Annotated in this window: 17 protein-coding genes and 1 pseudogene; 6 read left to right on the forward strand and 12 right to left on the reverse strand. The window is 65.8% G+C overall.

The features are described from left to right. Positions 1-17: 17 nt before the first annotated feature. Both RI032_RS19935 and RI032_RS19940 read right to left on the reverse strand, forming a co-directional pair. The gene (locus RI032_RS19935; protein ID WP_010482492.1) at positions 18-416 is read right to left on the reverse strand and encodes a type II toxin-antitoxin system VapC family toxin; all 399 of its coding nucleotides are present in this window, start codon (positions 414-416) and stop codon (positions 18-20) included. A gap of 6 nt (positions 417-422) precedes the next feature. Further along, entirely contained in the window at positions 423-647 is a 225-nt protein-coding gene (locus RI032_RS19940) for an AbrB/MazE/SpoVT family DNA-binding domain-containing protein (RefSeq protein WP_005409505.1), read from the reverse strand. A gap of 301 nt (positions 648-948) precedes the next feature. Between RI032_RS19940 and acnA the strand changes: the two genes are divergently transcribed. Further along, the gene (acnA, locus tag RI032_RS19945; protein WP_322547601.1) at positions 949-3702 is read left to right on the forward strand and encodes an aconitate hydratase AcnA; all 2754 of its coding nucleotides are present in this window, start codon (positions 949-951) and stop codon (positions 3700-3702) included. Positions 3703-4085: 383 nt separating this feature from the next. Here the strand turns inward: acnA and RI032_RS19950 are convergent, their stop codons facing one another. Together RI032_RS19950 and RI032_RS19955 are read right to left on the reverse strand one after the other, a co-directional pair. After that, complete coding sequence (locus tag RI032_RS19950) at positions 4086-4529, reverse strand: hypothetical protein (RefSeq protein WP_322547602.1); 444 nt, start codon at positions 4527-4529, stop codon at positions 4086-4088. A gap of 92 nt (positions 4530-4621) precedes the next feature. After that, complete coding sequence (locus RI032_RS19955; RefSeq protein WP_049453529.1) at positions 4622-6172, reverse strand: BCCT family transporter; 1551 nt, start codon at positions 6170-6172, stop codon at positions 4622-4624. Positions 6173-6342: 170 nt separating this feature from the next. Here RI032_RS19955 and betI point away from each other — a divergent pair, with 170 nt between their 5' ends. The 5 genes from betI (at position 6343) to rpfF (ending at position 13145) form a co-directional block, all read left to right on the forward strand. Then, on the forward strand, positions 6343-6933 hold the full coding sequence (gene betI / locus RI032_RS19960) for a transcriptional regulator BetI (RefSeq protein WP_005409501.1): 591 nt from the start codon (positions 6343-6345) through the stop codon (positions 6931-6933). Positions 6934-6971: 38 nt separating this feature from the next. Continuing rightward, a complete protein-coding gene (betB, locus tag RI032_RS19965; RefSeq protein WP_049413280.1) occupies positions 6972-8444 on the forward strand; it encodes a betaine-aldehyde dehydrogenase in 1473 nt (490 codons plus the stop codon). 101 nt (positions 8445-8545) lie between these two features. Then, positions 8546-10228, forward strand: coding sequence for a choline dehydrogenase (gene betA / locus RI032_RS19970; protein WP_010482497.1), 1683 nt, complete (start codon positions 8546-8548; stop codon positions 10226-10228). Between the two features lie 171 nt (positions 10229-10399). After that, entirely contained in the window at positions 10400-12076 is a 1677-nt protein-coding gene (locus tag RI032_RS19975; protein ID WP_010482498.1) for a long-chain fatty acid--CoA ligase, read from the forward strand. 199 nt (positions 12077-12275) lie between these two features. Next, positions 12276-13145: a diffusible signal factor synthase RpfF gene (gene rpfF, locus RI032_RS19980; protein WP_241873039.1), complete on the forward strand. Its 870-nt coding sequence runs from the start codon at positions 12276-12278 to the stop codon at positions 13143-13145. Positions 13146-13157: 12 nt separating this feature from the next. Here rpfF and RI032_RS19985 read toward each other — a convergent pair whose 3' ends face one another. The 8 genes and pseudogenes from RI032_RS19985 to RI032_RS20020 all read right to left on the reverse strand — a co-directional run bounded on the left by RI032_RS19985 (position 13158) and on the right by RI032_RS20020 (position 25633). After that, the gene (locus tag RI032_RS19985; RefSeq protein WP_260364600.1) at positions 13158-15881 is read right to left on the reverse strand and encodes a response regulator; all 2724 of its coding nucleotides are present in this window, start codon (positions 15879-15881) and stop codon (positions 13158-13160) included. Positions 15882-15888: 7 nt separating this feature from the next. Then, positions 15889-17022: pseudogene (locus tag RI032_RS19990) on the reverse strand (HD domain-containing phosphohydrolase); the annotation flags it as partial. 205 nt (positions 17023-17227) lie between these two features. Next, a complete protein-coding gene (lysS, locus tag RI032_RS19995; RefSeq protein WP_043398964.1) occupies positions 17228-18739 on the reverse strand; it encodes a lysine--tRNA ligase in 1512 nt (503 codons plus the stop codon). 176 nt (positions 18740-18915) lie between these two features. Beyond that, entirely contained in the window at positions 18916-20556 is a 1641-nt protein-coding gene (locus RI032_RS20000) for an acetolactate synthase large subunit (RefSeq protein ID WP_322547603.1), read from the reverse strand. A 63-nt stretch (positions 20557-20619) separates the two neighbouring features. Further along, complete coding sequence (locus RI032_RS20005; protein WP_322547604.1) at positions 20620-22005, reverse strand: NAD-dependent succinate-semialdehyde dehydrogenase; 1386 nt, start codon at positions 22003-22005, stop codon at positions 20620-20622. Positions 22006-22640: 635 nt separating this feature from the next. Beyond that, positions 22641-23423, reverse strand: a complete 783-nt coding sequence (locus tag RI032_RS20010; protein WP_024958346.1) for a helix-turn-helix transcriptional regulator — start codon at positions 23421-23423, stop codon at positions 22641-22643. A 153-nt stretch (positions 23424-23576) separates the two neighbouring features. After that, positions 23577-24702, reverse strand: a protein-coding gene (gene prfB / locus RI032_RS20015; protein WP_097048047.1) for a peptide chain release factor 2 whose coding sequence is annotated in 2 segments (ribosomal slippage) — positions 23577-24626 and positions 24628-24702 — 1125 coding nt in all. Because the reading frame shifts where the segments join, the coding sequence is not laid out codon by codon here. A gap of 70 nt (positions 24703-24772) precedes the next feature. Continuing rightward, entirely contained in the window at positions 24773-25633 is an 861-nt protein-coding gene (locus tag RI032_RS20020; protein WP_322547605.1) for a LytTR family DNA-binding domain-containing protein, read from the reverse strand. Positions 25634-25682: the final 49 nt, after the last annotated feature.

A 25682-nucleotide genomic window follows, 5' to 3' on the forward strand; every position in this document is an offset into this window, starting at 1 on the left:
GTTGAAAAAAAGTGGGCTCAGGCGTGCGGCACGATCAGCTTCAGGCCCTTGAAGTAGTCGCGGTAAAACGTGTCGTTCCAGGTGATCAGGCCATCGCACTGCAGCAGTGCGTGGGCGCCGACCATGAATTCGTCCAGGCTGCGGCGGCTGCCACTGCGCTGGCGGTGGCGGCGGTGCATCTCGCCCGCGCGCAACGCCGACTTGGCTTCCATCGGGTTGAAGTGCACGCCCATTTCTTCCAGCGCTTCGAGCACCTCGGCGCCGCCGCGCAGCGATGCGCAGACCTCGGCCAGGGTCGCGCCACAGACCACCACGCGGCCACCGACCAGGCTCTGCCGGAGGATGGCTTCCACCGCATCGGCCTGCGGACCATTGCTGAGCAGCTCGACCAGCACCGGTGAATCGACGGCGATCATCACGGCTTATTCCTCGTCACGCACCGCGCGTACGGCTGCGTCGGACGATTCGAAGCCGTCCAGCGCGAACTTGCCGCGCGCCCGTGAAATGGCATCGTCAACACTCTTGCGCAGGATGATACGGCTACCGTCCAGCTCGACCTTCAGCAGCGTGCCCTTGGTCAGGCCGAGGGCATCACGCACCGCCTTGGGCAGGGTGATCTGTCCGCGTTCTGCAACAGTGGCTTCCATCGGTAGGCCCTCCAGAGTATGCACAAATTATACATACTTCCCCGGGCATACTTCCACCCTGAACAGGACCGGCGACCCGCCAGCCCTTGCCTCGCAAAGGATCGGCCACAAACGTGACATACGCCATACACCTTCCCCTGTAGTCTGGAACCGATGCCGCAGGCCGGACCCGGCCCGGGTGAATCCATTCAGTTTCGGGTTCATACTGGAACCTCCGGGGCCACCAGGCCCGCGGCGACCGCAAGCAGGTCCGCCCATGCGCGGGCCACTGCAAGCCATCCGCAAGAAGGAGTTACCCCGCATGAGCGATTCGTTCTCCACCCGCAGCCAGCTGAACGTCGGCGGCAAGACCTACGACTACTTCAGCCTGCCCACGCTGGGCCAGCGCTTCGATATCTCCCACCTGCCCTACTCGATGAAGATCCTGCTGGAGAACCTGCTCCGGCACGAGGACGGCGGCATCACCGTCGGCAAGGACCACATCGAAGCGGTGGCCCGCTGGAATCCGGCGGCCGAGCCGGACACCGAGATCGCCTTCATGCCGGCGCGCGTGGTCCTGCAGGACTTCACCGGCGTGCCCTGCGTGGTCGACCTGGCCGCGATGCGCGATGCGGTGGTCAAGCTCGGCGGCAAGCCGGAGCAGATCAACCCGCAGATTCCCTCCGAACTGGTCATCGACCACTCGGTGCAGGTCGATGTGTTCGGCAAGCCCGACGCGCTGGACCTCAACGGCAAGATCGAATTCCAGCGCAACCAGGAACGCTACGGCTTCCTGCGCTGGGGCCAGAAGGCCTTCGATAACTTCAAGGTGGTGCCGCCCAACACCGGCATCGTCCACCAGGTGAACCTGGAAAACCTCGCCCGCGTGGTGATGACCGCGGACAAGGACGGCAAGGCCGTGGCCTACCCGGATACCGTGTTCGGCACCGACAGCCACACCACCATGATCAATGGCATCGGCGTGCTGGGCTGGGGCGTGGGCGGCATCGAAGCGGAGGCCGCCATGCTCGGCCAGCCGTCGTCGATGCTGATCCCGCAGGTGGTCGGCTTCAAGCTGACCGGCAAGCTGCCCGAAGGCGCCACCGCCACCGACCTGGTGCTGACCGTCACCCAGATGCTGCGCAAGCTGGGCGTGGTCGGCAAGTTCGTCGAGTTCTACGGTGACGGCCTGCAGCATCTGCCACTGGCCGACCGCGCCACCATCGGCAACATGGCCCCGGAATACGGCGCCACCTGCGGTATCTTCCCGATCGACGCCGAATCGCTGAACTACCTGCGCCTGTCCGGCCGCAGCGAAGAGCAGATCGATCTGGTCGAAGCCTACGCCAAGGCGCAGGGTCTGTGGCACGACGCCAACAGTGCACATGCGCAGTACAGCACCACGCTGGAACTGGACATGGGCACGGTGAAGCCGTCGCTGGCCGGCCCCAAGCGTCCGCAGGACCGCGTGCTGCTGGAAGACGTGCAGAAGAACTACCGCGAAGCGCTGGTCGGCATGACCGCCAACCGTGACAAGCGCAGCGACGACGTCTCCTCCTTCGTCAATGAAGGCGGCGGCGCCGCGGTCGGCAACGAGCAGCTGGCCAAGGGCTACGCCGATATCGAAACCGAAGGCCGCAAGGTCCGGCTGAAGGATGGCGCGGTGGTGATCGCGGCCATCACCTCCTGCACCAACACCTCCAACCCGGCGGTGATGATCGGTGCCGGTCTGCTGGCCCGCAACGCGGCCGCCAAGGGCCTGAACCGCCAACCGTGGGTCAAGACCTCGCTCGGCCCAGGCTCGCGCGTGGTCACCGACTACCTGGAAAAAGCTGGCGTACTGAAGGAGCTGGAGAAGATCGGCTTCTACGTGGTCGGCTACGGCTGCACCACCTGCATCGGCAACTCCGGCCCGCTGCCGACCGAAGTCAGCGCCGGCATCGCCACCGGCGATCTGGTGGTCACCTCGGTGCTGTCGGGCAACCGCAACTTCGAGGGCCGCGTGCACCCCGAAGTGAAGATGAACTACCTGGCCAGCCCGCCGCTGGTGGTGGCCTACGCCATCGCCGGCACCACCGACATCGACCTGACCACCCAGCCGCTGGGGACCGGCAGCGATGGCCAGCCGGTGTTCCTACGCGACATCTGGCCGAGCAACAAGGAAATCGGCGATGTCATCGCCGCCACCATCGGCCCGGAGATGTTCAAGCAGAACTACGCCGATGTGTTCAAGGGTGACACCCGCTGGAACACCATCGCCTCGCCGGACGGCAACCTGTACGCGTGGAGCGACGCCTCCACCTACATCAAGAACCCGCCGTACTTCGATGGCATGACCATGCAGACCGGCAGCATCGACGACGTGCACGGTGCACGCGTGATGGGCCTGTTCGGCGATTCGATCACCACCGACCACATCTCCCCGGCCGGCAACATCAAGAAGGACTCGCCGGCAGGCCGCTTCCTGCAGGAACGCGGCGTGCAGCCGGCCGACTTCAACAGCTACGGCAGCCGCCGCGGCAACGATGACGTGATGGTCCGCGGCACCTTCGCCAACATCCGCATCAAGAACCTGATGTTCGGTGGCGAGGAAGGCGGCAACACCCTGTACTACCCGGCCGGTGGTGGCCAGCCGGAGAAGCTGGCGATCTACGATGCGGCCATGAAGTACAAGGCCGACAAGGTGCCGCTGGTGGTGCTGGCCGGCAAGGAATACGGCACCGGCTCGTCGCGCGACTGGGCGGCCAAGGGCACCCTGCTGCTGGGGGTGAAGGCGGTCATCGCCGAGAGCTTCGAGCGCATCCACCGCTCCAACCTGGTCGGCATGGGCGTGCTGCCGCTGCAGTTCCGCAACGGCGAAAACGCGCAGTCGCTGGGCCTGGACGGCTCGGAAGTGATCGACATCACCGGCCTGCAGGACGGCGCCAGCAAGCGCGCCACGGTCACCGCCACCAAGGCCGACGGCACGAAGAAGACCTTCGAGGTGTCGGTGATGCTGCTGACCCCGAAGGAAGTCGAGTACTTCCGCCACGGCGGCCTGCTGCAGTACGTGCTGCGCCAGTTGGCAGGTCGCTGAGCCAGCCCACGGGTACCAACGGGCGGAAGCCCGGCCCCCGCGCCAGCGCGGGGGCGCTGCGGAGACGCGCGAACCAGTGGTTCGCAAGCGCGCCTCCTCGCCCACCACGGCGGCCTGCTGCAGTACGTGCTGCGCCAGCTGGCAGGTCGCTGAGCCTTCCCCCGGTGCCAACGGGCGGAAGCCCGGCCCCCGCGCCAGCGCGGGGGCGCTGCGGAGACGCGCGAACCAGTGGTTCGCAAGCGCGCCTCCTCGCCCACCGCGGCGGCCTGCTGCAGTACGTGCTACGCCAGCTGGCAGCCAAGTAGAGTCGAGCTCGCTCCACTGCGACCACCTGCATTACCCAGACGGCCGGATCCAAGGATCCGGCCGTCTGCTTTACACGCTCAAGGTCGCACACCAAAGAGATGCCACGGAGCATTCTGGAGCGGACCCTGGGCATCCAGGAAGCCCAGCCCCTCTTCCCAGGCGGTGTGTCCATCGGGTGCGTCGACGTTGACGACCTGCACCACCATCACGCCTCCAGCATGCGGCACGTCCTCGGTGCGATAGCAGACCGCGCCGCGGCCTTCGCCATACAGGTTGGACTGGAAGCCCGGCGGGCACTGCACACTGGTCACCTCGTAGCCACTGACTACTGCGCTGTACCTGCTGTTCATGTGGATCGAGTAGGCAGCCAGCCCGCCCGCATGCGGAGCCAGTTGCAGGCGTACCGGCGCGGTTTCGCCCAGCGCCAGCACCGGGAAATCAAGCTGCACCGGAGGTGCGGCCAACGCCGCAGGCAGGCAGGAAAGGGACAACAGCAAAGAAAGACCCAGCGTGCGAATCATCACTCGACTCCAGCAGCGAAATGTCGAGCGATGATTGCAGCCGGCAGGCGCAGCTGTCTTTCAGACAACAACGAAATCGCGACCTCCTGACCTCAGCGCCGCGGCGCGTCCGGGTCGGTACGCAGCGCCTTCAGCAGGCCCCACATGTAGAACGCCAGGGTGAACGAGAACGGCAGGCCGCACAGCACCACTGCGGTCTGCATCGCACTGAAGTTGCCGGCCAGCAGCAGGCCGACGCTGGCCACGGTGATGCCGGCCGCCCAGAACACGCGCAGCCAGATCGGTGCGTCGTGACCGTCCTCGACGCCGTCATCGACACGACGGGTGCACAGATTGGCGATCATCAGCGTGCCCGAATCGACCGGGGTCAGGAACAGCACGAAACCGATCACCACCGCGGCACCGGCTACATACGGCGCGGCGGGCAGGTATTCCAGCAGCTTGAACAGCGTCATCGCCGCATCGTGCTGGGCCACCTCACCCAGGATCGCCTGCCCATGGTTGAGCACCAGGTCGATGGCGGTGTTGCCGAAGATCGACAGCCAGGCCAGGGTGAAGCCGAGCGGGATCAGCAGCACGCCCATGATCACTTCACGGATGGTGCGGCCACGCGAGATGCGCGCCACGAAAAGGCCGACAAACGGCGCCCAGGCGATCCACCAGGCCCAGTAGAACAGTGTCCACGAACCCATCCACTCACGGCCCTTCGGGTCGTTGAGGTACATGTCGAAGCTCTTGCGCACGAACGCGCCGAGGTAATCGCCGGTGTTCTGGATCAGGCCGTCGAACAGGTGCAGAGTCGGGCCGGTGACCAGCACGAACAGCAGCAGACCGCACAGCAGACGCACGTTGAGGTTGGAGAGCCAGGCAATGCCCTTTTCCACGCCAGCCACCACACCGATGGTGGCCACCACCATCATCACCAGCACGATCGCCACCAGCACCTGCGGCGTATCCGGGATGTGGAACAGATAGACCAGGCCGGACTGCACCACCAGCGCACCGATGCCGAGGTTGGTCACCATCGAGATCAGCGTAGCCAGGATACCGAAACCATCCACCATGTCGCCGATGCGGCCATGGATGCGCTCACCGAAGATCGGGTACAGCGCCGAGCGCAACGCCAGCGGCAGGTCGCGGCGGTAGGCGAAGTAGCCCAGCGCCACGCCGACCAGCGCGTACAGCGCCCAGCCGTGCAGGCCCCAGTGCAGGAAGGTCAGCACCATCGCCTCGCGGCCGGCGGCCACAGTCCCGCCGGGCTGCCCGGGCGGATTGAGGAAATGGTCCAGCGGTTCGTAGGCACCGTAGTACAGCAGCGCGATGCCGATGCCGGCCGAGAACAGCATCGACACCCATGCGACGTAGCCGAAGGCCGGTGATTCCTCGTTGTGGCCCAGGCGGATGCGGCCATACGGCGAGAACGCCAGCCACAGCACGAAGCCGAGGCACAGCACGATCAGCAGCATGTACCACCAGCCGAACGCGGCCGACACTTCGGCCTGCGCCCATTGCAGCCAGTGCTCGCTGCCTTCGGGATAGAGAACGGTGAGCAGCCCGAGGATGCCGATCGACACCGAGGAACTGAAGAACACAAAACGGTTCAAGCGCAGGGGCGAACGCTTGGGATGAGCCAGGGAAGACATGGGGTCGTCTCATCAAGTCCGAGGGAGCACATGGGCGGGGCCGGACCGGTAAACCGGGCCCATGGCGTGGGGCGCGAGCGCATCCTATGGTTTATTGATTGAACGTTCAATCAATAAAAAGCATAATGGCGGGCAGCCCGATCCTTCGGGTCGCAATCCGTGGAGAGACAATGCCGAAGAAAGGCGTGGAACCGGTACGGCGCGAGCAGCTGATCCGGGCCACTTTCCAGACCATCGACGAGATCGGCATGGCCGATGCGACCGTCGCCACCATCGCGAAGAAGGCCGGGCTGTCCAGCGGCATCGTCGCCCACTACTTCGGCGACAAGGACGGCCTGCTCAATGCTGCAATGCGGCAGATCCTGCGCGAACTGAAGGACGCGGTCGCCCGCTACCGCGCCGACGCCAGCGACGACCCGCGCGAGCAGCTGCGCGCCATCGTCGATGGCAACTTCGACGACAGCCAGATCAACGGCACCGCCATGCGCGTCTGGCTCACCTTCTGGGCCGCGAGCATGCACCAGCCGGAACTGGCCCGGCTGCAGCGCGCCAACGACCAGCGCCTGTTCTCCAACCTGTGCCACCAGTTCAACCGCCTGCTGCCCCACCCGCAGGCCCGCCTGGCCGCCCGCGGCCTGGCCGCGATGATTGACGGCCTGTGGCTGCGCGGCAGCCTGGTCGGCGGCCAGTTCAATGCCGAGAAGTCCCGGCGCATCGCTTACGGCTATATCGACTTCCAGTTGCAGGCTGTCGCGCTATAAGCGCTTCAGCACCCGCCCCCTTCCAAGGAGTACGCCCCATGACCACCCTGCCCGTCCAACAGCTCTACATCCACGGCCAGCGCGTCGATGCCACCAGCGGCAAGACCTTCAAGACCATCAACCCGGCCACCGGCGAGGTGATCGCTGAAGTGCAGGTCGCCAGCCAGGCCGACGTCGAACGTGCCGTGCAGAGCGCAGCCGAAGGCCAGAAGGTGTGGGCCGCGATGACGGCCATGGAGCGTTCGCGCATCCTGCGCCGTGCCGTCGAGCTCCTGCGCGAGCGCAACGACGAACTGGCCCACCTGGAAACCCTGGACACCGGCAAGGCGCTGGCCGAAACCACCACCGTGGACATCGTCACCGGCGCCGACGTGGTCGAGTACTACGCCGGCCTGGCCACCGCCATCGAAGGTATCCAGCTGCCGCTGCGCGAATCGAGCTTCTTCTATACCCGACGCGAACCGCTGGGCGTGGTCGCCGGCATCGGTGCCTGGAACTACCCGATCCAGATCGCCATGTGGAAGTCGGCCCCGGCGCTGGCCGCGGGCAACGCGATGGTGTTCAAGCCGTCCGAAGTGACCCCTCTGACCGCGATCCGGCTGGCCGAGATCTACACCGAAGCCGGCGTGCCCGCCGGCGTGTTCAACGTGGTGCAGGGCCCGGGCCGCGAGATCGGCCAGTGGCTGACCGAGCACCCGGTGATCGAGAAGATCTCCTTCACCGGCGGCGTCGCCACCGGCAAGAAGGTCATGGCCAGCGCCGCGTCCTCGTCGCTGAAGGAAGTGACCATGGAGCTGGGCGGCAAGTCGCCGCTGGTGATCTGCGATGACGCCGATCTGGACCGTGCCGCCGACATCGCGGTGATGGCCAACTTCTTCAGCTCCGGCCAGGTCTGCACCAACGGTACCCGCGTGTTCGTGCCGCGCAGCATGCTGGCCGCGTTCGAAGCCGCTGTTGTCGAGCGCGTCAAGCGCATCCGCATCGGCGACCCGATGGCCGCCGAGACCAACTTCGGCCCGCTGACCAGCTTCCCGCACATGGAAAACGTGCTGCGCTACATCGAAAGCGGCAAGACCGAAGGCGCCCGCCTGCTGACCGGCGGCGGCCGCGCCACCGAAGGCGCGCTGGCCAATGGCGCCTACGTGCTGCCGACCGTGTTCTCCGACTGCCGCGATGACATGACCATCGTCAAGGAAGAGATCTTCGGGCCGGTGATGAGCATCCTCGCCTACGACGACGAGGACGAAGTGGTGCGCCGCGCCAACGACACCACCTTCGGCCTGGCCGCCGGCGTGGTCAGCAAGGACGTCAGCCGCGCCCACCGCATCATCCACCGCCTGGAAGCCGGCATCTGCTGGATCAACACCTGGGGCGAATCGCCGGCCGAAATGCCGGTCGGCGGCTACAAGGAATCCGGCGTCGGCCGCGAGAACGGCATCTCCACCCTCGGCCACTACACCCGCATCAAGTCGGTGCAGGTCGAACTGGGCGACTACGCCAGCGTGTTCTGACCGGCGCGCCCCGAGCACGCCCTCTCGTCCGGCCACCGCGCCGATCCGACATTCCGCCGGGACGCCTGCATGCAGCGCGCCCCGGCCTGCAGGAGACACCCATGAGCACCCATAACGAGTACGACTACATCATCATCGGCGCCGGTTCGGCCGGCAACGTGCTGGCCACCCGCCTCACCGAAGATGCCGATGTCAGCGTGCTGCTGCTGGAAGCCGGTGGCCCGGACTACCGGCTCGACTTCCGTACCCAGATGCCGGCGGCACTGGCCTTCCCGCTGCAGGGCAAGCGCTACAACTGGGCGTACAAGACCGATCCCGAGCCCTTCATGAACAACCGCCGCATGGACTGCGGCCGCGGCAAGGGCCTGGGCGGCTCGTCGCTGATCAACGGCATGTGCTACATCCGCGGCAACGCGATGGACTACGACAACTGGGCCAGCATGCCGGGCCTGGAAGACTGGACCTACCTGGACTGCCTGCCGTACTTCCGCAAGGCCGAAACCCGCGACATCGGCCCCAATGACTACCACGGTGGCGACGGCCCCCTGCGCGTGACCACGCCGAAGGCCGGCAACAACGAGCTGTTCGCGGCGATGGTCGAAGCCGGCGTGCAGGCTGGCTATCCGCGCACCGACGACCTCAACGGCTACCAGCAGGAAGGCTTCGGCCCGATGGACCGCACGGTGACCCCGAAGGGCCGTCGCTCCAGCACTGCCCGCGGCTACCTGGACCTGGCCAAGCCGCGTCCGAACCTGACCATCGTCACCCACGCACTGACCGACCGCATCCTGTTCTCGGGCAAGCGTGCGGTGGGCGTGCAGTGGCTGCACAACGACCAGCCGCAGCGTGCCACTGCGCGCCGCGAAGTGCTGCTGTGCGGTGGCGCCATCGCCTCGCCGCAGATCCTGCAGCGCTCGGGCGTCGGCCCGGCCGACCTGCTGCGCAGCCTGGACATCGACCTGGTGCACCACCTGCCAGGCGTCGGCGCCAACCTGCAGGATCACCTGGAGATGTACCTGCAGTACGAATGCAAGAAGCCGGTGTCGCTGGCGCCGGCACTGAAGCTGTACAACCAGCCGGCGATCGGTGCCGAGTGGCTGTTCCTGGGCACCGGCATCGGCGCCAGCAACCAGTTCGAGGCCGGTGGCTTCATCCGCAGCGATGCCGAATTCGACTGGCCGAACCTGCAGTACCACTTCCTGCCGGTGGCGATCAATTACAACGGCTCCAACCCGATCAAGGCGCACAGCTTCCAGATGCACGTCGGTTCGATGCGCTCGCCCAGCCGCGGCCGCATCCATGTGCGTTCGAAGGATCCGCGCGAACATCCGAGCATCCTGTTCAACTACATGTCGCACGAGCAGGACTGGCGTGAGTTCCGCGCGGCGATCCGCATCACCCGCGAGATCTTCGCGCAGCCGGCGCTGGCACCGTACAGCGGCCGGGAGATCTCGCCGGGCAGCGCGCTGCAGACCGACGCGCAGATCGACGCATTCGTGCGCGAGCATGCCGAGACCGCCTACCACCCGTCGTGCTCAAACAAGATGGGCCATGCCGATGACCCGATGGCGGTGGTCGATGGCCAGGGCCGCGTGCACGGCCTGGAAGGCCTGCGCATCGTCGATGCCTCGATCATGCCGCAGGTGGTGACCGGCAACCTCAACGCGCCGACCATCATGATGGCCGAGAAGCTGGCCGACGTGATCCGCGGCCGCACCCCGCTGGCCCGCAGCACCGCGCCGTACTACAAGGCCAACGGCGCACCGGTGCGCAAGCAGGGCTGACGCAAGCGGCCCGATCGAGCGCAGATGCCGGCCAGCGGCCGGCACTACCCAGCAAAGAGGCCCTTCGGGGCCTCTTCGCGTTTTCCCTACGGCGGGGTATGCTGCAATGAACGGCCATTGTCGCTACGCTCAGGGCCGAACCTAATACATCACGATTCCTGGAGGGGGAATATGAGTCTGGATCGTCCCTGGCTGCAGAGCTATCCGAAAGGCGTTCCCGCCGAAATCGACGTCAACGAATTCCATTCGGTCGCCTCGGTCTTCGACGCTTCCGTCGCGAAATTCCGCGACCGTCCCGCCTACTCCAGCTTCGGCAAGGTCCTCACCTATGGTGAGACGGATGCGCTGGTCACCCAGTTCGCCGCCTACCTGCTGGGTGAGCTCAAGCTCAAGAAGGGTGACCGCGTCGCCCTGATGATGCCCAACTGCCTGCAGTACCCGGTGGCCACCTTCGGCGTGCTGCGCGCCGGACTGACCGTGGTCAACGTCAACCCGCTGTACACCGCGCGCGAACTCAAGCACCAGCTGGTCGACGCGGGCGTCAGTGCGCTGGTGGTGGTCGACAACTTCGGCGACACCGTCGAGCAGGTCATCGCCGACACGCCGGTCAGGCACGTGGTCACCACCGGCCTGGGCGACCTGCTCGGCGCCAAGGGCGCGATCGTCAACTTCGTGCTGAAGTACGTCAAGAAGATGGTGCCCAACTACCACATCAAGGGCGCCGTCCGCTTCAAGCAGGCGCTCAAGCTGGGCAGCCGCCACGCGCTTCCGCCGGTCGAGATCGACCACGACGACATCGCCTTCCTGCAGTACACCGGTGGTACCACCGGCGTGGCCAAGGGTGCGATGCTGACCAACCGCAACCTGATCGCCAACATGCAGCAGGCGTCGGCGTGGCTGTCCACCTCGGGCATCGAGCCGGGCAAGGAAGTGATCATCACTGCCCTGCCGCTGTACCACATCTTCGCGCTGACCGCGAACGGCCTGGTCTTCATGAAGTTCGGTGGCTGCAATCACCTGATCACCAACCCGCGCGACATGAAGGGCTTCGTCAAGGAGCTCAAGGGCACCCGCTTCACTGCCATCACCGGCGTCAACACGCTGTTCAACGGCCTGCTCAACACCCCGGGCTTCGACGAGATCGACTTCTCTTCGGTCAAGTTCACTCTGGGCGGCGGCATGGCGGTGCAACGTGCCGTGGCCGAACGCTGGAAGAAGGTCACCGGCGTGACCCTGGTCGAAGCCTACGGCCTGACCGAGACCTCGCCGGCAGCCTGCATCAACCCGCTCACCCTGCCCGAGTACAACGGTGCCATTGGCCTGCCGATCCCGTCCACCGATGCCTGCATCAAGGACGACAACGGCAATATCCTGGCGCTGGGCGAAGTGGGCGAGCTGTGCATCAAGGGCCCGCAGGTGATGAAGGGCTACTGGCAGCGGCCGGAAGAAACCGCCACCGCCATCGACGCCGACGGCTGGCTGCACACCGGCGACATGGCGAAGATGGACGAAAAGGGCTTCTTCTACATCGTGGACCGCAAGAAGGACATGATCCTGGTGTCCGGCTTCAACGTGTACCCGAATGAGGTCGAAGACGTCATCGCGATGATGCCGGGCGTGCTGGAAGTCGCCGCCGTCGGTGTCCCGGACGAGAAGTCCGGCGAAGTGGTCAAGGTCGTGATCGTGAAGAAGGACCCGAACCTGACCGCGGAAATGGTCAAGGAACATGCGCGGGCAAACCTGACCGGTTACAAGCACCCCAGAATCGTAGAATTCCGAAAAGAGCTGCCGAAGACCAATGTCGGCAAGATTCTCCGTCGCGAGCTGCGTGATACGCCCGCCCAGTAAGGGTTTCCGGGCAACGGGACAATACAGGGACCCCGCCGGAGACGGCGGGGTCTTTCTGTTACCGGAACATGGCCGGTACAGCGCTTGCGGGCGGTTCACGACGGGTGCATAGAATCAGTCGCCGCCGCACGTTCAGCCCGCCCCCTCACTCCTCTCCGTCCGCTCTGCGGTTGGCCGGACGGTCACACGGAGAACTCCCATGTCCGCAGTACGCCCCATCATCACCCGCCCCTCGCAGCACCCTACCCTGCGTATCACCGAGGAGCCCGAGCGGGATGTCTACTGGATCCACATGCACGCCAACCTGGTCAACCAGCCAGGCCGGCCGTGCTTCGCCTCGCGCCTGGTCGATGACATCGTCGACTACCAGCGCGACCTGGGCGACCGCCTCAGCGCCTCGCACGCCCTGTCACCCCATGTCGTTCTTGCCTCGGACAGCGACGTGTTCAACCTGGGGGGCGACCTCGAACTGTTCTGCCGCCTGATCCGTGAAGGCGACCGCGCCCGCCTGCTCGACTATGCCCAGCGCTGCGTGCGCGGCGTGCATGCCTTCCATGCCGGCCTGGGTACCCGTGCCCACAGCATCGCCCTGGTCCAGGGCAATGCACTGGGTGGCGGCTTCGAGGCCGCACTCAGCTGCCACACCATCGTCGCCGAGGAAGGCGTGCTGATGGGCCTGCCCGAGGTGCTGTTCGACCTGTTCCCGGGCATGGGCGCCTACTCCTTCCTGTGCCAGCGGATCAGCCCGCGCCTGGCCGAGAAGATCATGCTGGAAGGCAACCTCTACACCGCCAACCAGCTGAAGGAGATGGGCCTGGTCGACATCGTGGTGCCGGTGGGCGAAGGTGTTGCCGCGGTCGAACAGGTGATCAAGGAAAGCCGACGCATTCCGCACGCATGGGCAGCGATGCGTGAGGTCAACGAAATCGCCACCATGGTGCCGCTGCATGAAATGATGCGGATCACCGAGATCTGGGTGGACACCGCCATGCAGCTCGGCGAGAAGTCCCTGCGCACCATGGATCGGCTGGTACGGGCGCAGGCCCGGCGCAATGGCGACCCGGCCTGAGCGTCTGGCGGGTCAGGACGGGCTGCGCTCGCTGTCGTCGCGGTGCGGTGCCCCCGCGCTACGGGCAGCCAACGCATTCCTGCCGTTGCGCAGGGCGGTCGCCAGGCTGCCAAGGCGGGCGCTCCATTCACCCTTCAGCTGCCAGTCCGCCATGCGCATGATTTCGCCACTGGAGGCGGCAACCTGGACAAGCCCCAGGTTGCTCGCCACACCGCGCAGCGCGTGTGCATGCTCGCGGAAATCCTCCCAGGCCTGGCGCTCGCCGCAGCCCTGCAGCTGGCCCATGCTCGCGTCGACGTCCGCCAGGCATTGGTCGATGAACTTGCGTTCGAAGCCATCGCCCATGCCCAGCGACGCCAGCTCGTCCAGTACTGCGGTATCGAGCACGCCGTCACCGACCGGCAATGCCGGCACCGACTGGATGCCGGACTCGGCGCGGGTGTTGGCGGCGACATCGGCCAGCACTTCAAGCAGGCGGGTGGCCACCACGGGCTTGGCAAGGAAGGCGCGGGCACCGGCCTGCTCGCAACGCAGGATGGACTCGGGGGTGACGTCCGCGCTCAGCACCATGACGGGAACGTAAGGCATGCCACTGGCCTGCATCACCCGCAACTGCTTGAGCAGGTCCAGTCCGCTCATGCCGGGCATGTGCAGGTCGACGATCGCTGCGTCGTAACTGGCCTGCTCCAACGCATCCAGCACTTCGGCGCCGCCATTGACGCAGGTGACCTTGTGGCCGGCCTTCTCCAGCAACCGCTGCAGCACCATGCGGTTGGCTTCGTGGTCGTCGGCCACCAGGACCCGCAGGCTGCGCACCCGTGCACGATGGCGCAGGAAGGGATTGGAAAACGCGATGACATTCCCAGCTTCAGCCACCTCGGACGGAACCGCCGGGGCTGATGAGGTGTCTGCGACGTCCAGCGTGATCTCGACCCAGAACACGCTGCCGCACGGGCTGTTCGGCGCATAGCCGACCTGCCCGCCCATCGACTCGACCAGGCCCTTGGCAATGGCCGTGCCCAGACCGGTGCCTTCATGGCGACGGGCCAGGCCGACATCGCCCTGCTCGAAGGCATTGAACAGGCGCCCGCGCAACGCCATCGGCACGCCGATGCCGGTATCGACGATCTCGAATCGCAGGCGCATCCGCTCGCTGCCCAGCGCATCGGGGCTGGACACGCGCAGATGCACGTAGCCGCTGTCGGTGAACTTGACCGCGTTGCCCATCAGGTTCAGCAGGATCTGCTGCAGATGCCCGGCATCACCCAGCAGGCGCGGCGGCACGTTGTCGTCCACCTGCACGCGATAGTCCAGCGATTTGGAGCGGGTCTGCGGGGTGAGGATCAGGTTGATCGCCTGCAGCACATCGGCCAGCGCGAACTCGTGCCACTCCACGCGCACCTTGCCGGCTTCGATCGCGGAGATGTCCAGCACTTCTTCCACCAGCGCCAGCAGGCTGCGCGTCGAGGCCTGGATGGTGTTCAGGCACTCGCGCTGTTCATCGTCCAGGCGGGTGGTGGCCAGCACCTCGGTCATGCCGGCCAGCCCGTTCAACGGCGTGCGGAATTCATGGCTCATGTTGGCCAGGAAGCGGCTCTTGGCTTCATTGGCCTGGCGCGCCTCGGCCACCGCCCGGGTCAAGGCATGCAGCAGCGAATCGAAGTACAGCGGAATCGCGCCCAGGCCCAGCAGCAGGCCCCAGCCCAGATAGTCGTGGCCGCGCCAGTATGGCGACAGCATCACCGTGCACAGGAAGGCCAGGCAGCCCATGGCAGTGGCCACGCGCAGGTAGGTGCTGCCGTAGCGCATGCCGTTGCCGATCGTGACCCACAGCATCACCGCATACAGCGGTGCCGCCGGCTCGCCCTGGATCGTCATGATCCAGGCCATGCAGGTGTAGTCGGTCAGCATGCCGATCACCCTGCGCACATGCGACACACCCGGATTGACCAGGATCGCGGTCAGCAGGCCGGCGGAAATGGTCAGCTCGAAGGCGAGGATCAGCCACGTCGTCGTCAGCGCTTCACCGCCACCGCTCAGCGAACGCCAGCCGAGATAGCTGATGAACAGCGCCGTGATGATGATGCGGATCAGGTTCTGCGCGTGCTCGCTGTCCTCGCGCCCGGACAGGCGCTGCTTGAAGCGGGCCAGCAGCGAGCGCTTGTCGGAGCCAGCGGCGGGCGTCGTATCCATGGTCGGATGTCGCATCCTTCGGCGCAGCAGGGAGGAGCAGCACAACGGTACTGCCAGCAACCCCAACCACAGGGAAATGGCCAGGCCCAGGTTGGCCTGCCAGTAAGGGGTCAACAGCACGGTGGTGCCGAAACTGACCATCGCCAGCACGATGGCAGCGGCCAGGTAGCGCGGCCCGAAGCGCAGGCCGTTGCCCACCGTGACCCACATCACCACCGCGTACACCCACGCCAGTGGCTCGCCCATCTGGATCATGCCGACCGCGATCAGGCCGTAATCGGCCAGCATCCCGGCCACCCGCCGCGGGTCCGAGCGCTCGGGCTTCCACAGCAGCCAACCGCACAGCAGTAGCGACAGGCCCAGCCCGGTCAGCACCGTTGCCAGCACGCCCTGGTACTGGTCCAGCCGGTGCAGGCGGGCACCGGACAACAGTACATAGACCAGGATCAGCGAGATCAGCACCACCCGCACGATCGCCTGGCCATGTTCCGAATCCGGACGCTGCGCCAGCCGACGCCTCACGCGTGCGAACAGGTCCTGCATGTCCCCCACCCGGTCGCGTCGATGCCGTCGAGTGCTGGGCGCAGATATCCATCAACTGCTGGTGACCGCGCATCAGCGCATCCACGCAGCGCGGGTCGAACAGTCGGCCACGCTGGGCGTACAGATAAGCCAGTGTGGCTTCCATGGTCCATGCTTCCTTGTACGGACGGGGTGAGATGAGTGCGTCGAAGACATCGGCCACGGCGACGATGCGCGCTTCCAGCGGAATCGCCTCACCGACCAGCCCATCCGGGTAGCCGCTGCCGTCGTATCGTTCGTGGTGGCGCAGCGCGATCAATGCGCCGACCTGGATGAAGCGGTTCTGGCTGCCGCTGAGCAGTTCATGGCCGATGCGCGGGTGCCGGCGCATGATCGCCAGCTCCTCGTCGTTGAGCTTGCCCTGCTTGAGCAGCACGGCATCGGGAATGGCGATCTTGCCCATGTCATGCAGCGGCGCCGCCATCTCGATCAGGCGCACGTCGTCTTCGGGCAGGCCCAGCTGCTCGGCGATCAGCCCTGCCACACGCGCCATGCGCTCGAGGTAGGCACTGGTGCCGGCATCACGGAACTCGATCGCCCGCGCCAATCGCGACAGGGTCTCGCGTTCGCGTTCCTCGACCTCGTGCATGCTCGCCAGCAAGCGCTGTTCCAGCGACAACGCGCGTTGCTTCACGTTCTCGGTCTGCTGGCGCAGCTGCAGCAGGTTGTAGCAGCGCGCGCGCAGTTCGCGCGGGCGGATCGGCTTGACCAGGAAATCGATGACCCCCGCTTCCAGCGCCGCCTGACGAATCGGCTCGTCGCCGACCACGGTGATCAGGATCACCGGAATGTCGCGATGCTTGGGCAGGCGGCGGAAACGGCGGGCGAACTCCAGCCCGTCCATCTCCGGCATGCGGTAATCGAGCAGCAGCAGGTCGACCGGATGCGCCTCGCACCAGGCCAATGCGGTCAGCGGATCACCGAAGTCATACACGCTCAGTTCGGGCGCGATGTCCTCGATGACGTGACGCAGCATCGTCCGGGCGGACGTCTGGTCGTCAACAATGACGATGTTCAACGCGTACTCTGCCTGGTTTCTCGACCATGCTGGATCATCAGCAGGCGAGGATACCCTGCCGCTGCGAACGCTCGCACCCTGCATCGGCCTGACTCCCGTGTCATGCGTCCCGGTTCATGATCGTCATCACATTGTGAAGCGGACTCTCCACAATGCGTACTCCCCCTGGCGCCGATCAAGCCATAACAGACGTCAAGGTAGTGCATTAACGATACGCCGAGTGCGGGAGGCGTCAATCGCGCCGTCTCATTTCGCGACGGCGCGCACAAACAGGAGTCAAAAAGACGACTTACTGCTCCGGACGCATGTACGGGAACAGCAGCACGTCCCGGATCGAGCTGCTGCCGGTCAGCAGCATCACCAGGCGATCAACGCCGATGCCGAGGCCGCCGGTCGGGGCCATGCCGTACTCCAACGCACGGATGTAGTCGGCGTCGTAGTGCATGGCCTCGTCGTCGCCACCCTCCTTCGCCGCCACCTGGGCCTGGAAGCGCTGGGCCTGGTCTTCCGGGTCGTTCAACTCGGAGAAGCCGTTGGCCAGCTCCTTGCCGTTGACGAACAGCTCGAAGCGGTCGGTGTAGCCCGGATCGTTGTCGTTGGCGCGGGCCAGCGGCGAGACTTCCACCGGGTGGTCGGTGATGAAGGTCGGCTGGATCAGCGTGTGCTCGACAGTGGCCTCGAAGATCTCCAGCAGCAGCTTGCCCCAGCCGTAGGACGGCTTGACGCGGATCTTCAAGCGCTCGCAATGGCGCAGCAGGGCGTCGCGATCGGTGCAGTCGGCCGCGGAGATTTCCGGGTTGTGGTGACGCACCGCCTCGTCCATGCGCCAGCGGCGGAACGCCGGGCCCAGGTCGATCTTCGCACCGTCCCACTCCACCTCGGTGCCGCCGTTGACCGCCTTGGCCACGTCACGGATGACGCCTTCGGTCAGGTCCATGATCTCGTTGTACGTGGCATAGGCCTCGTACAGCTCCATCATGGTGAATTCCGGGTTGTGGCGGGTGCTGACGCCTTCGTTGCGGAAGTTGCGGTTGATCTCGTACACGCGCTCCAGGCCACCCACGGTCAGGCGCTTGAGGTACAGCTCCGGCGCCACGCGCAGGTACAGGTCCAGGTCCAGCGCGTTGTGGTGGGTGGTGAACGGCTTGGCCGCCGCGCCGCCGGGGATGTAATGCATCATCGGCGTCTCGACTTCCAGGAAGTCGCGGTTGTCCAGCCACGCGCGCATGGCGCGGATGATCTTCGAGCGCTTGATGAAGACCGCGCGCGATTCCGGGGTCACGATCAGGTCGACGTAACGCTGGCGATAGCGCTGCTCGACGTCGGCCAGGCCATGCCACTTGTCCGGCAGCGGGCGCAGCGACTTGGTCAGCAGGCGGATCGATTCGGCCTTGACCGACAGCTCGCCGGTCTTGGTACGGGTCAGGCCGCCTTCGACGGCGATGATGTCGCCCACGTCCCAACCCTTGAAGGCGGTATAGGCATCGCCCAGCACCGTGCCCTGCAGGAACAGCTGGATGCGACCGGACTCGTCCTGGATCTGCGCGAAACTGGCCTTGCCCATGATGCGCTTGGCCATCAGGCGGCCGGCCATCTTCACCTGGCGGCCGTTACCTTCCAGGGCCTCGGCGGTCCACTGTTCGGCATCGGCGAACTCTTCCTGCAGGCGGCCGGCGAAGTCCTCGCGACGGAAGTCGTTCGGGTACGCGATGCCCTGCCCACGCAGCGTTTTGAGTTTCTCGCGGCGCTCGGCGATCAACTTGTTTTCGTCAACGGGGGGGGTATCGGTGGCTTCGCTCATGGATCTGCGGGAATCGTGTAGTGAGGGGGGATGCTGCGCCGGCAAAGCCGGTTGGACAGCATACCAAAACCGCCCCGCCCCGGCCCCGGGCCGGGCCCGCCCGGATGGCCGCCAACCTCGGTTGGCGGTCCGTGTGTCGACCAAGGTGGACGCCCACTGCAGCGCCTGGCCCGGCCTCAGCCGTTCCCGGGAAACGCCTGCCGCAGCTCGTCCACCAGCACCCGCTGGTTCTCCGAGTAATCGATCGGCACCGACACCAGGTGCACGCCTCCCTCGTTGAACGCCGCCTCCAGTGTCGGGATGAACTGCTCGATCGCGGTCACCTCATGCCCCTTGCAGCCATAGGCCTCGGCGTACTTCACGAAATCGGGATTGCTGAAGGTCATGCCGTAGTCGGTGAAGCCATCCACCGCCTGCTTCCAGCGGATCATGCCGTAGGCCCCATCGTTGAGGATCAGCACCACCAGGTTCAGGCCCAGCCGTCGGGCGGTCTCCAGCTCCTGGCTGTTCATCATGAAGCCGCCATCGCCACATACCGCCAGCACCCGGCGCTGCGGATACAGGATCGAAGCCATGATCGCCGACGGCAGGCCCGCACCCATGGTCGCCAGCGCGTTGTCCAGCAGCAGCGTGTTGGCCACCTGGGTGCGGTAGTTACGCGCAAACCAGATCTTGTACATGCCGTTGTCCAGCGCCACGATGCCGTCCGGCGGCATCACCTGGCGCACGTCATGCACCAGCCGCTGAGGCGTGAAACCGGCCTCCTCGGCACGGGCGGCCAGGTGCTCCAGGATGGTCGCGCGCAACGGCAGCAGCGCATCGGCGTTCGGCACCGCGCCTTCGATGCGGTCGGCCAGCTGGGTCAGCGAGCGGCCGATATCGCCGATCACTTCCACCTGCGGGAAGTACACCTGCTCCACGGCCGCCTGCGAATAGCCGATATGGATCACGGTCGGCCCACCCGGACGCATCACGAACGGCGGCTTCTCGGTGACCTCATGGCCGATGGTCACGATCACATCGGCCTGGTCGATGGCCATGTGCACGTAGTCGCGCTCGGTCAGCGCCGCGGTGCCCATGTACAGGCCCGAACCACCGGCCACCGCGCCCTTGCCCATCTGCGTGGTGAAAAACGGGATGCCGGCACGCAGCACGAACGCCGACAGCGCCTCGCTGGACTGCGGCCGCGACGCCGCCGAAGCGATCATCAGCAACGGTCGCTTGGCATTGCGGATGATCTCCGCCGCACGGTCCAGTGCTTCCGGACTGGCGATGGGACGATCCACCGCGTGCGGCGGAATCAGCGCCACGTCCCCGACCTCATCGGCCGCGATGTCTTCGGGCAGCTCCAGCAGCACCGGGCCCGGGCGCTCTTCCAGCGCGGTGCGGAATGCCTCGCGCACGATCGTCGGGATGGTGCGCGCCGAGACGATCTGCCGCGCCTGCTTGGTCAGTGGCTTCATCGTGCTGACGATGTCGACGATCTGGAAGCGTGCCTGCTTGCTGGCCACGATGCCCTTCTGGCCAGTGATCATGATGACCGGCCACGCACCGAGCAGCGCGTAGGCGGCGCCGGTGGTGAAGTTCAGCGCGCCCGGCCCCAGCGTGGCCAGGCACACCCCGGGCTTGCCGGTCAGGCGGCCATAGGTGGCCGCCATGAATACCGCTGCCTGCTCGTGGCGGGTGATGACCAGCTCGATGCTGGAATGGCGCAGCGACTCGACCACGTCGAGATTCTCTTCGCCGGGGATACCGAAAATGCGCTCGACGCCTTCGTTCTCAAGTGCGGCGACAAGCAGATCTGAACCCTTGGACATTGGAATGCCGTCCTTTTCGCTGGACTGATGATGGATCGTTGCAGGAAGGATGGAAGCTGCGCGTCAACGCTTGTCGAACCAGACCGTCTGCGCGTTGACGAACTCGCGGATGCCGAAGTGGGAGAGCTCGCGGCCGAAGCCGCTCTTCTTCACGCCCCCGATCGGCACGCGCGGGTCCGAAGCAGAGAATCCGTTGACGAACACGCCGCCGGTCTGCAGCCGGCGCGCAAGCTGCATCGCACGGGCACGGTCGCCGGTCCACAGGTTGCCGCTGAGACCGAACTCGCTCTGGTTGGCCAGCTCCACCGCATGGTCGGCATCACGAGCGCGGCTGATCGAGGCCACCGGACCGAAGGTCTCGGTATCGAAGGCCTGCATGCCCGGCTCCACGTCGGCCAGCACGGTGGGTGCGTAGAACGCGCCCGGGCGATCCAGCTGATGGCCACCGACCAGCAGCTTCGCGCCCGCGTCCACCGAGGCGCGTACCTGCGCATCCAGCTGTTCCAGCAGGTCCTGGCGTGCCATCGGACCAATGCGATTACCCGCTTCACGACCATCGCCGATGGTCAGCGCCTGCACCTTCTGGCAGAACTGCGCCACGAAACGGTCGTATACCGCGTCTTCAACGATGATGCGCTTGCCGGCGATGCAGACCTGCCCGGTGTTCTGGAAGCGTGAGGCCACCGCCGCATCGACGGCAGCGTCCAGATCGGCGTCGGCCAGCACGATGAACGGGTCCGAGCCGCCCAGTTCCAGCACCACCTTCTTCAGCGCCTGCCCGGCCTGGGCAGCAATGCTGCGGCCGGCGGCCACACTGCCGGTCAGGGTCACCGCCGCGATGCGGTCATCGGCGATCGCCCGGCTGGTGCCGTCGCGGCTGATGTTGGCGGCGATGAAAGTGCCTTCCGGCAACCCAGCGTCGCGCCAGGCGGCATCGAGCAGCTGCGCGGTACCGACGATGTTCTCGGCCGGCTTCAGCAGGAAGCCGTTGCCGCCCATCAGGATCGGCACCGCCGCGCGCATCACCTGCCAGTACGGGAAGTTCCACGGCATGATGCCCAGCACCACGCCCAGCGGCAGGTAGGACACGTAAGCCTTGTCGTCGGGCACCTGGGTCGGCTCGTCGCGCAGGAACTGCGCACCGTGGTCGGCATACCAGTCGCACAGCACGGCGCACTTCTCGATTTCGGCCAGGGATTCGGCCTGGACCTTGCCCATTTCGGCAGTAGCCAGCGCAGCCAGCTTTTCACGGTCGCGGCGCAGTACCGCGGCCATCGCACGCAATACGTCTGCACGCTGTTCGAGGCTCCTCGTGCTCCAGGCGGCGAAGCCAACCTGGCCGCGATCGAGGATGGCGTCCAGTTCGGCGTCGGTAGCGAAGGGGTGGCTGGCGATCTGCTGGCCGGTGGCCGGATCGCGGGAAATGGCAGTGGTGGGGGCAGCGGACATGCAGGGCTCCTGTTGTCTCGACAACGGGCGGTGGCCCGTCTCCTGCACAGGAATGTGGACCCGATTGGCGGAAGCAACAAGGCGTCTGCTTATCCTGTGACCTGCACTTACCTGCCTGAATGGGGTTATCGGCAGGGCTGCGCCCTGCACCCGCAGAGGCTAGGGCAACGTCAAGGTCAAAGGCCTGCATTCCGTGGGATGGCGGGGTGGGTCCGGTTGCGGGGGACGGCGTGAATACGTCCATGTAGCCTCGGTCGCGCCATCCATGGCGCTCACGCCCCCGCAACCGGACCCACCCCGCCTTCGACAGTTTTCCGCGATCTGTCGGAAATACTCTTGGGGTCAGATCCGTTTTCCTATGGAAAACGGATCTGACCCCGAAATTTCTTTCGATATCTGACAGATGTGTCGACCAAGGTAGGCACCTACCAACAGCCGCGCGAAATCTGTCAGAGGTGGGGCGGTGTGGGTTGGCAGGACCGTTGGCGCCATGGATGGCGCCATCGAGCCCCCATGGATGGGTTTACGGCGTGTCCTGCCAACCCACGCCGCCCCGCCATCCCACGGAATGCCCGCCTTTGCTGTTGCCGTTGCTTCGGCCTCTGCGGGTGCAGGGCGCAGCCCTGCCGACCAACCTACCTACGCGGCAGGTAAGTAACCAAGGAAAGATCGTGCCGGCTCTCCGGCACCAGCGCCACGTACTGCAGGTCCAGCAACCCGCGCGTGGGATGGTTCAACTTCTTCGCACCTTCATCGAACCGCCGCACGTCGTGCTCCGGCCACCACTGACGGAATTCCTCGCTGTGCGCGGCAATGTCCTCCACCAACGCCAGGAACGGCGCCTTGTCCGGCGCCTGCGCCATCGCCGCACGGAAACCTGCCAGCAGGCCGCGGGTCATTTCTTCCCAGTTGAGAATCAGCGTACGGTACGGCGGGTACAGGAACATCAGCCGCAGCGTGTTGCGTTCATGCGGCGCCAGCTGGCTGTAGTCCACGAACAGCTCGGCGATGGCCGGGTTCCAGGCCAGGATGTCGAAGCGGGTATTGCGCACATACGCAGGGATCGGCTGCATCGCCTCCACCAGCTGGCGCAGGCCATCGGTCACGCTTTCGTCCGGTGATTCCAGTGGCACGCCATAGCCGGACAACGCGAACGCATAGGCGCGTTCGTCGTCGCTCATGCGCAGCACCTGCGCCAGGCGCTCAAGCACCTCGGGCGAGGCACGCACTTCGCGGCCCTGCTCGATCCAGGTGTACCAGCTGACGCTTACGCCGATGGCCAGCGCCACTTCCTCGCGCTTCAGGCCCGGGGTGCGCCGGCGCCCGGCCGGCAGGCCGAGCGTGGCAGGGTCGACACGGGCGCGGCAGGCCTTGAGGAAGCCGCCGAGTTCCTTGCGTTCACTTTCGCTGCGCATCATCGCTACCGCCGTACCCGTTGTAGCGTCGAGCCATGCTCGACGCATCTGCTACCCCGCGAAAAGCAGCTGAGCATGGCTCAGCTCTACAGGACGCGTGATCGACCACCCTCGGCGTTGCGCACGAGGGTGACGACATCCGCGCAGGCGCGCCGATCAGGCATCGACGCGCTTGGAGCCCACGGCCAGGCCGGCCTTCAGGCTGGCCTCGACGAACTCGTCCAGGTCGCCGTCGAGCACCTTCTGCGTATCCGAGCGTTCGATGCCGGTACGCAGGTCCTTGATACGGCTCTGGTCGAGCACGTAGTTGCGGATCTGGCTGCCCCAGCCGATGTCGGACTTGGTCGCTTCCACGGCGTCCTTCTCGGCGTTGCGCTTCTGGATCTCCAGCTCGTACAGCTTGGCGGCCAGCATCTTCATCGCGTTGTCGCGGTTCTGGTGCTGGCTGCGGCCGGTCTGACAGGCCACAACGATGTTGGTCGGGATGTGGGTGATACGCACTGCCGACTCGGTCTTGTTCACGTGCTGGCCACCAGCACCGGACGAACGGTACACGTCGGTACGCAGGTCGGCCGGGTTGATGGTGATGTCGATGTTGTCATCGATTTCCGGCGACACGAACACCGAGGTGAAGCTGGTGTGGCGGCGGTTGTCCGAGTCGAACGGCGACTTGCGCACCAGGCGGTGCACGCCGGTCTCGGTCTTCAGCCAGCCATAGGCGTAGTCGCCTTCCACGCGCAGGGTGGCCGACTTGATGCCGGCGACGTCGCCACCGGAGACTTCCATCAGCTCGGTCTTCCAGCCGCGCGATTCACACCAGCGCAGGTACATGCGCAGCAGGATCTCGGCCCAGTCCTGGGCTTCGGTGCCACCGGCACCGGCCTGGATGTCGACGAATGCGGCCGCATTGTCCATCTCGCCGGAGAACATGCGCTGGAATTCCAGCTTCTCGACGTGCGACTGGTGCTTGTCCAGGTCGGCGACCACGGCCAGCGCGGTGTCCTCGTCCTGCTCGGACTCGGCCAGCTCAAGCAGTTCGGTGGCATCAGCCAAGCCGTCGAGCACCGAAGCGATGCCGCCCACGGTCTTTTCCAGGCTGGAGCGCTCGCGGCCCAGATTCTGGGCGTACTCGGCGTTGTTCCAGACGTCGGGGCTTTCCAGCTCCCGCGTTACTTCTTCAAGACGCTCTTTCTTGGCGTCGTAGTCAAAGATACCCCCGAAGCGACAGCACGCGATCGGTCAGATCGGTGATGCGCTGGCGGACAGGATTCAGTTCGATCATGTCGGCGGTTATGCATTCAAAAGATGACTGGTAATGATACCGCAGGCCGGGGATGCCCGGAATGAGGGCCTCATCCGGCCCCCAACGCCTGCCGCAGCAGCGGCAGCTGGCGCCGGCTGCAGGGCACCTTCGCCCCGTCGGCCATGTGCAGCAGGGCCTCGCCCCCCTCCAGCGGCTCGATCGAGCGCAGCTGGCCGCGATGGATCAGCCAGCTGCGGTGGGGGCGCAGGAACTCACCCGGGTCCAGCCGCTGCTCCAGCACCGCCATGGTGATCCGCAGCGGGTAGTCGTGGCCGCGTACCCGCAGGTTCACGTAGTTCCCCGCCGCCTGGGCGTACTCCACGTCGGCGGTGGCGACCAGGAACTCCTTGCCCAGCTTGCGCACCAGGAAGTGCTGCGGGCGCTCGACCGGTTCCACCGGCGGGCCGACGTCAGGCTCGGCCAGCAGGCTCGCCTCACCCTGCCTGCGCCGCCCGAACCAGCTGGCGAAGTGCTCCAGTGCCACGAACATCGCGAAGGTGCGGATATCCTTCAGGTATTCGTAGGCAAGACGCTCCAGCCATCCTGCATCGTCCTGGTAGCGGTAGCCCATCGACGCATAGGCCAGGTGCCGCAGCACCATCATCCCCACCACGTGCAGCAGCGACCAGCCCACGCTGGCCAGCAGATACAGTGGCAACCGCCGCTTCCAGGTATCGGCATGCAGCGGCCAGCGCTCACAGCCCCACCACAGCAGCGGCAGGGTCAGCAGGATCAGGGCGAGGCTGCTGAACTCCCAGATCATCGGTTCCCACAGGCCGAGATCGGCGCCGCGGCGACTGGCGTCCATCACTTCCACCAGCGCATTGGTCACTGCTGAAGCCGACAGGATGGTCGCCCATACCAGCAGGCGCGTTGGAGTACGCCAGCGCGATGGTCGGCCCTGGGTCATTGCTGCATCCATGTTGTTGCGGTGCTCCAGCCTGCCTCAAGAGACCAAA

This window comes from Stenotrophomonas geniculata, from assembly GCF_034508895.1.
Lineage (GTDB): Bacteria > Pseudomonadota > Gammaproteobacteria > Xanthomonadales > Xanthomonadaceae > Stenotrophomonas > Stenotrophomonas geniculata.

Bases quoted from the DNA above. Each gene is read 5' to 3' on its own strand.
- RI032_RS19935 (WP_010482492.1), bottom strand. From the start codon at position 416: ATGATCGCCGTCGATTCACCGGTGCTGGTCGAGCTGCTCAGCAATGGT.
- RI032_RS19940 (WP_005409505.1), bottom strand. From the start codon at position 647: ATGGAAGCCACTGTTGCAGAACGCGGACAGATCACCCTGCCCAAGGCG.
- acnA (WP_322547601.1), top strand. From the start codon at position 949: ATGAGCGATTCGTTCTCCACCCGCAGCCAGCTGAACGTCGGCGGCAAG.
- RI032_RS19950 (WP_322547602.1), bottom strand. From the start codon at position 4,529: ATGATTCGCACGCTGGGTCTTTCTTTGCTGTTGTCCCTTTCCTGCCTG.
- RI032_RS19955 (WP_049453529.1), bottom strand. From the start codon at position 6,172: ATGTCTTCCCTGGCTCATCCCAAGCGTTCGCCCCTGCGCTTGAACCGT.
- betI (WP_005409501.1), top strand. From the start codon at position 6,343: ATGCCGAAGAAAGGCGTGGAACCGGTACGGCGCGAGCAGCTGATCCGG.
- betB (WP_049413280.1), top strand. From the start codon at position 6,972: ATGACCACCCTGCCCGTCCAACAGCTCTACATCCACGGCCAGCGCGTC.
- betA (WP_010482497.1), top strand. From the start codon at position 8,546: ATGAGCACCCATAACGAGTACGACTACATCATCATCGGCGCCGGTTCG.
- RI032_RS19975 (WP_010482498.1), top strand. From the start codon at position 10,400: ATGAGTCTGGATCGTCCCTGGCTGCAGAGCTATCCGAAAGGCGTTCCC.
- rpfF (WP_241873039.1), top strand. From the start codon at position 12,276: ATGTCCGCAGTACGCCCCATCATCACCCGCCCCTCGCAGCACCCTACC.
- RI032_RS19985 (WP_260364600.1), bottom strand. From the start codon at position 15,881: ATGCAGGACCTGTTCGCACGCGTGAGGCGTCGGCTGGCGCAGCGTCCG.
- lysS (WP_043398964.1), bottom strand. From the start codon at position 18,739: ATGAGCGAAGCCACCGATACCCCCCCCGTTGACGAAAACAAGTTGATC.
- RI032_RS20000 (WP_322547603.1), bottom strand. From the start codon at position 20,556: ATGTCCAAGGGTTCAGATCTGCTTGTCGCCGCACTTGAGAACGAAGGC.
- RI032_RS20005 (WP_322547604.1), bottom strand. From the start codon at position 22,005: ATGTCCGCTGCCCCCACCACTGCCATTTCCCGCGATCCGGCCACCGGC.
- RI032_RS20010 (WP_024958346.1), bottom strand. From the start codon at position 23,423: ATGATGCGCAGCGAAAGTGAACGCAAGGAACTCGGCGGCTTCCTCAAG.
- RI032_RS20020 (WP_322547605.1), bottom strand. From the start codon at position 25,633: ATGACCCAGGGCCGACCATCGCGCTGGCGTACTCCAACGCGCCTGCTG.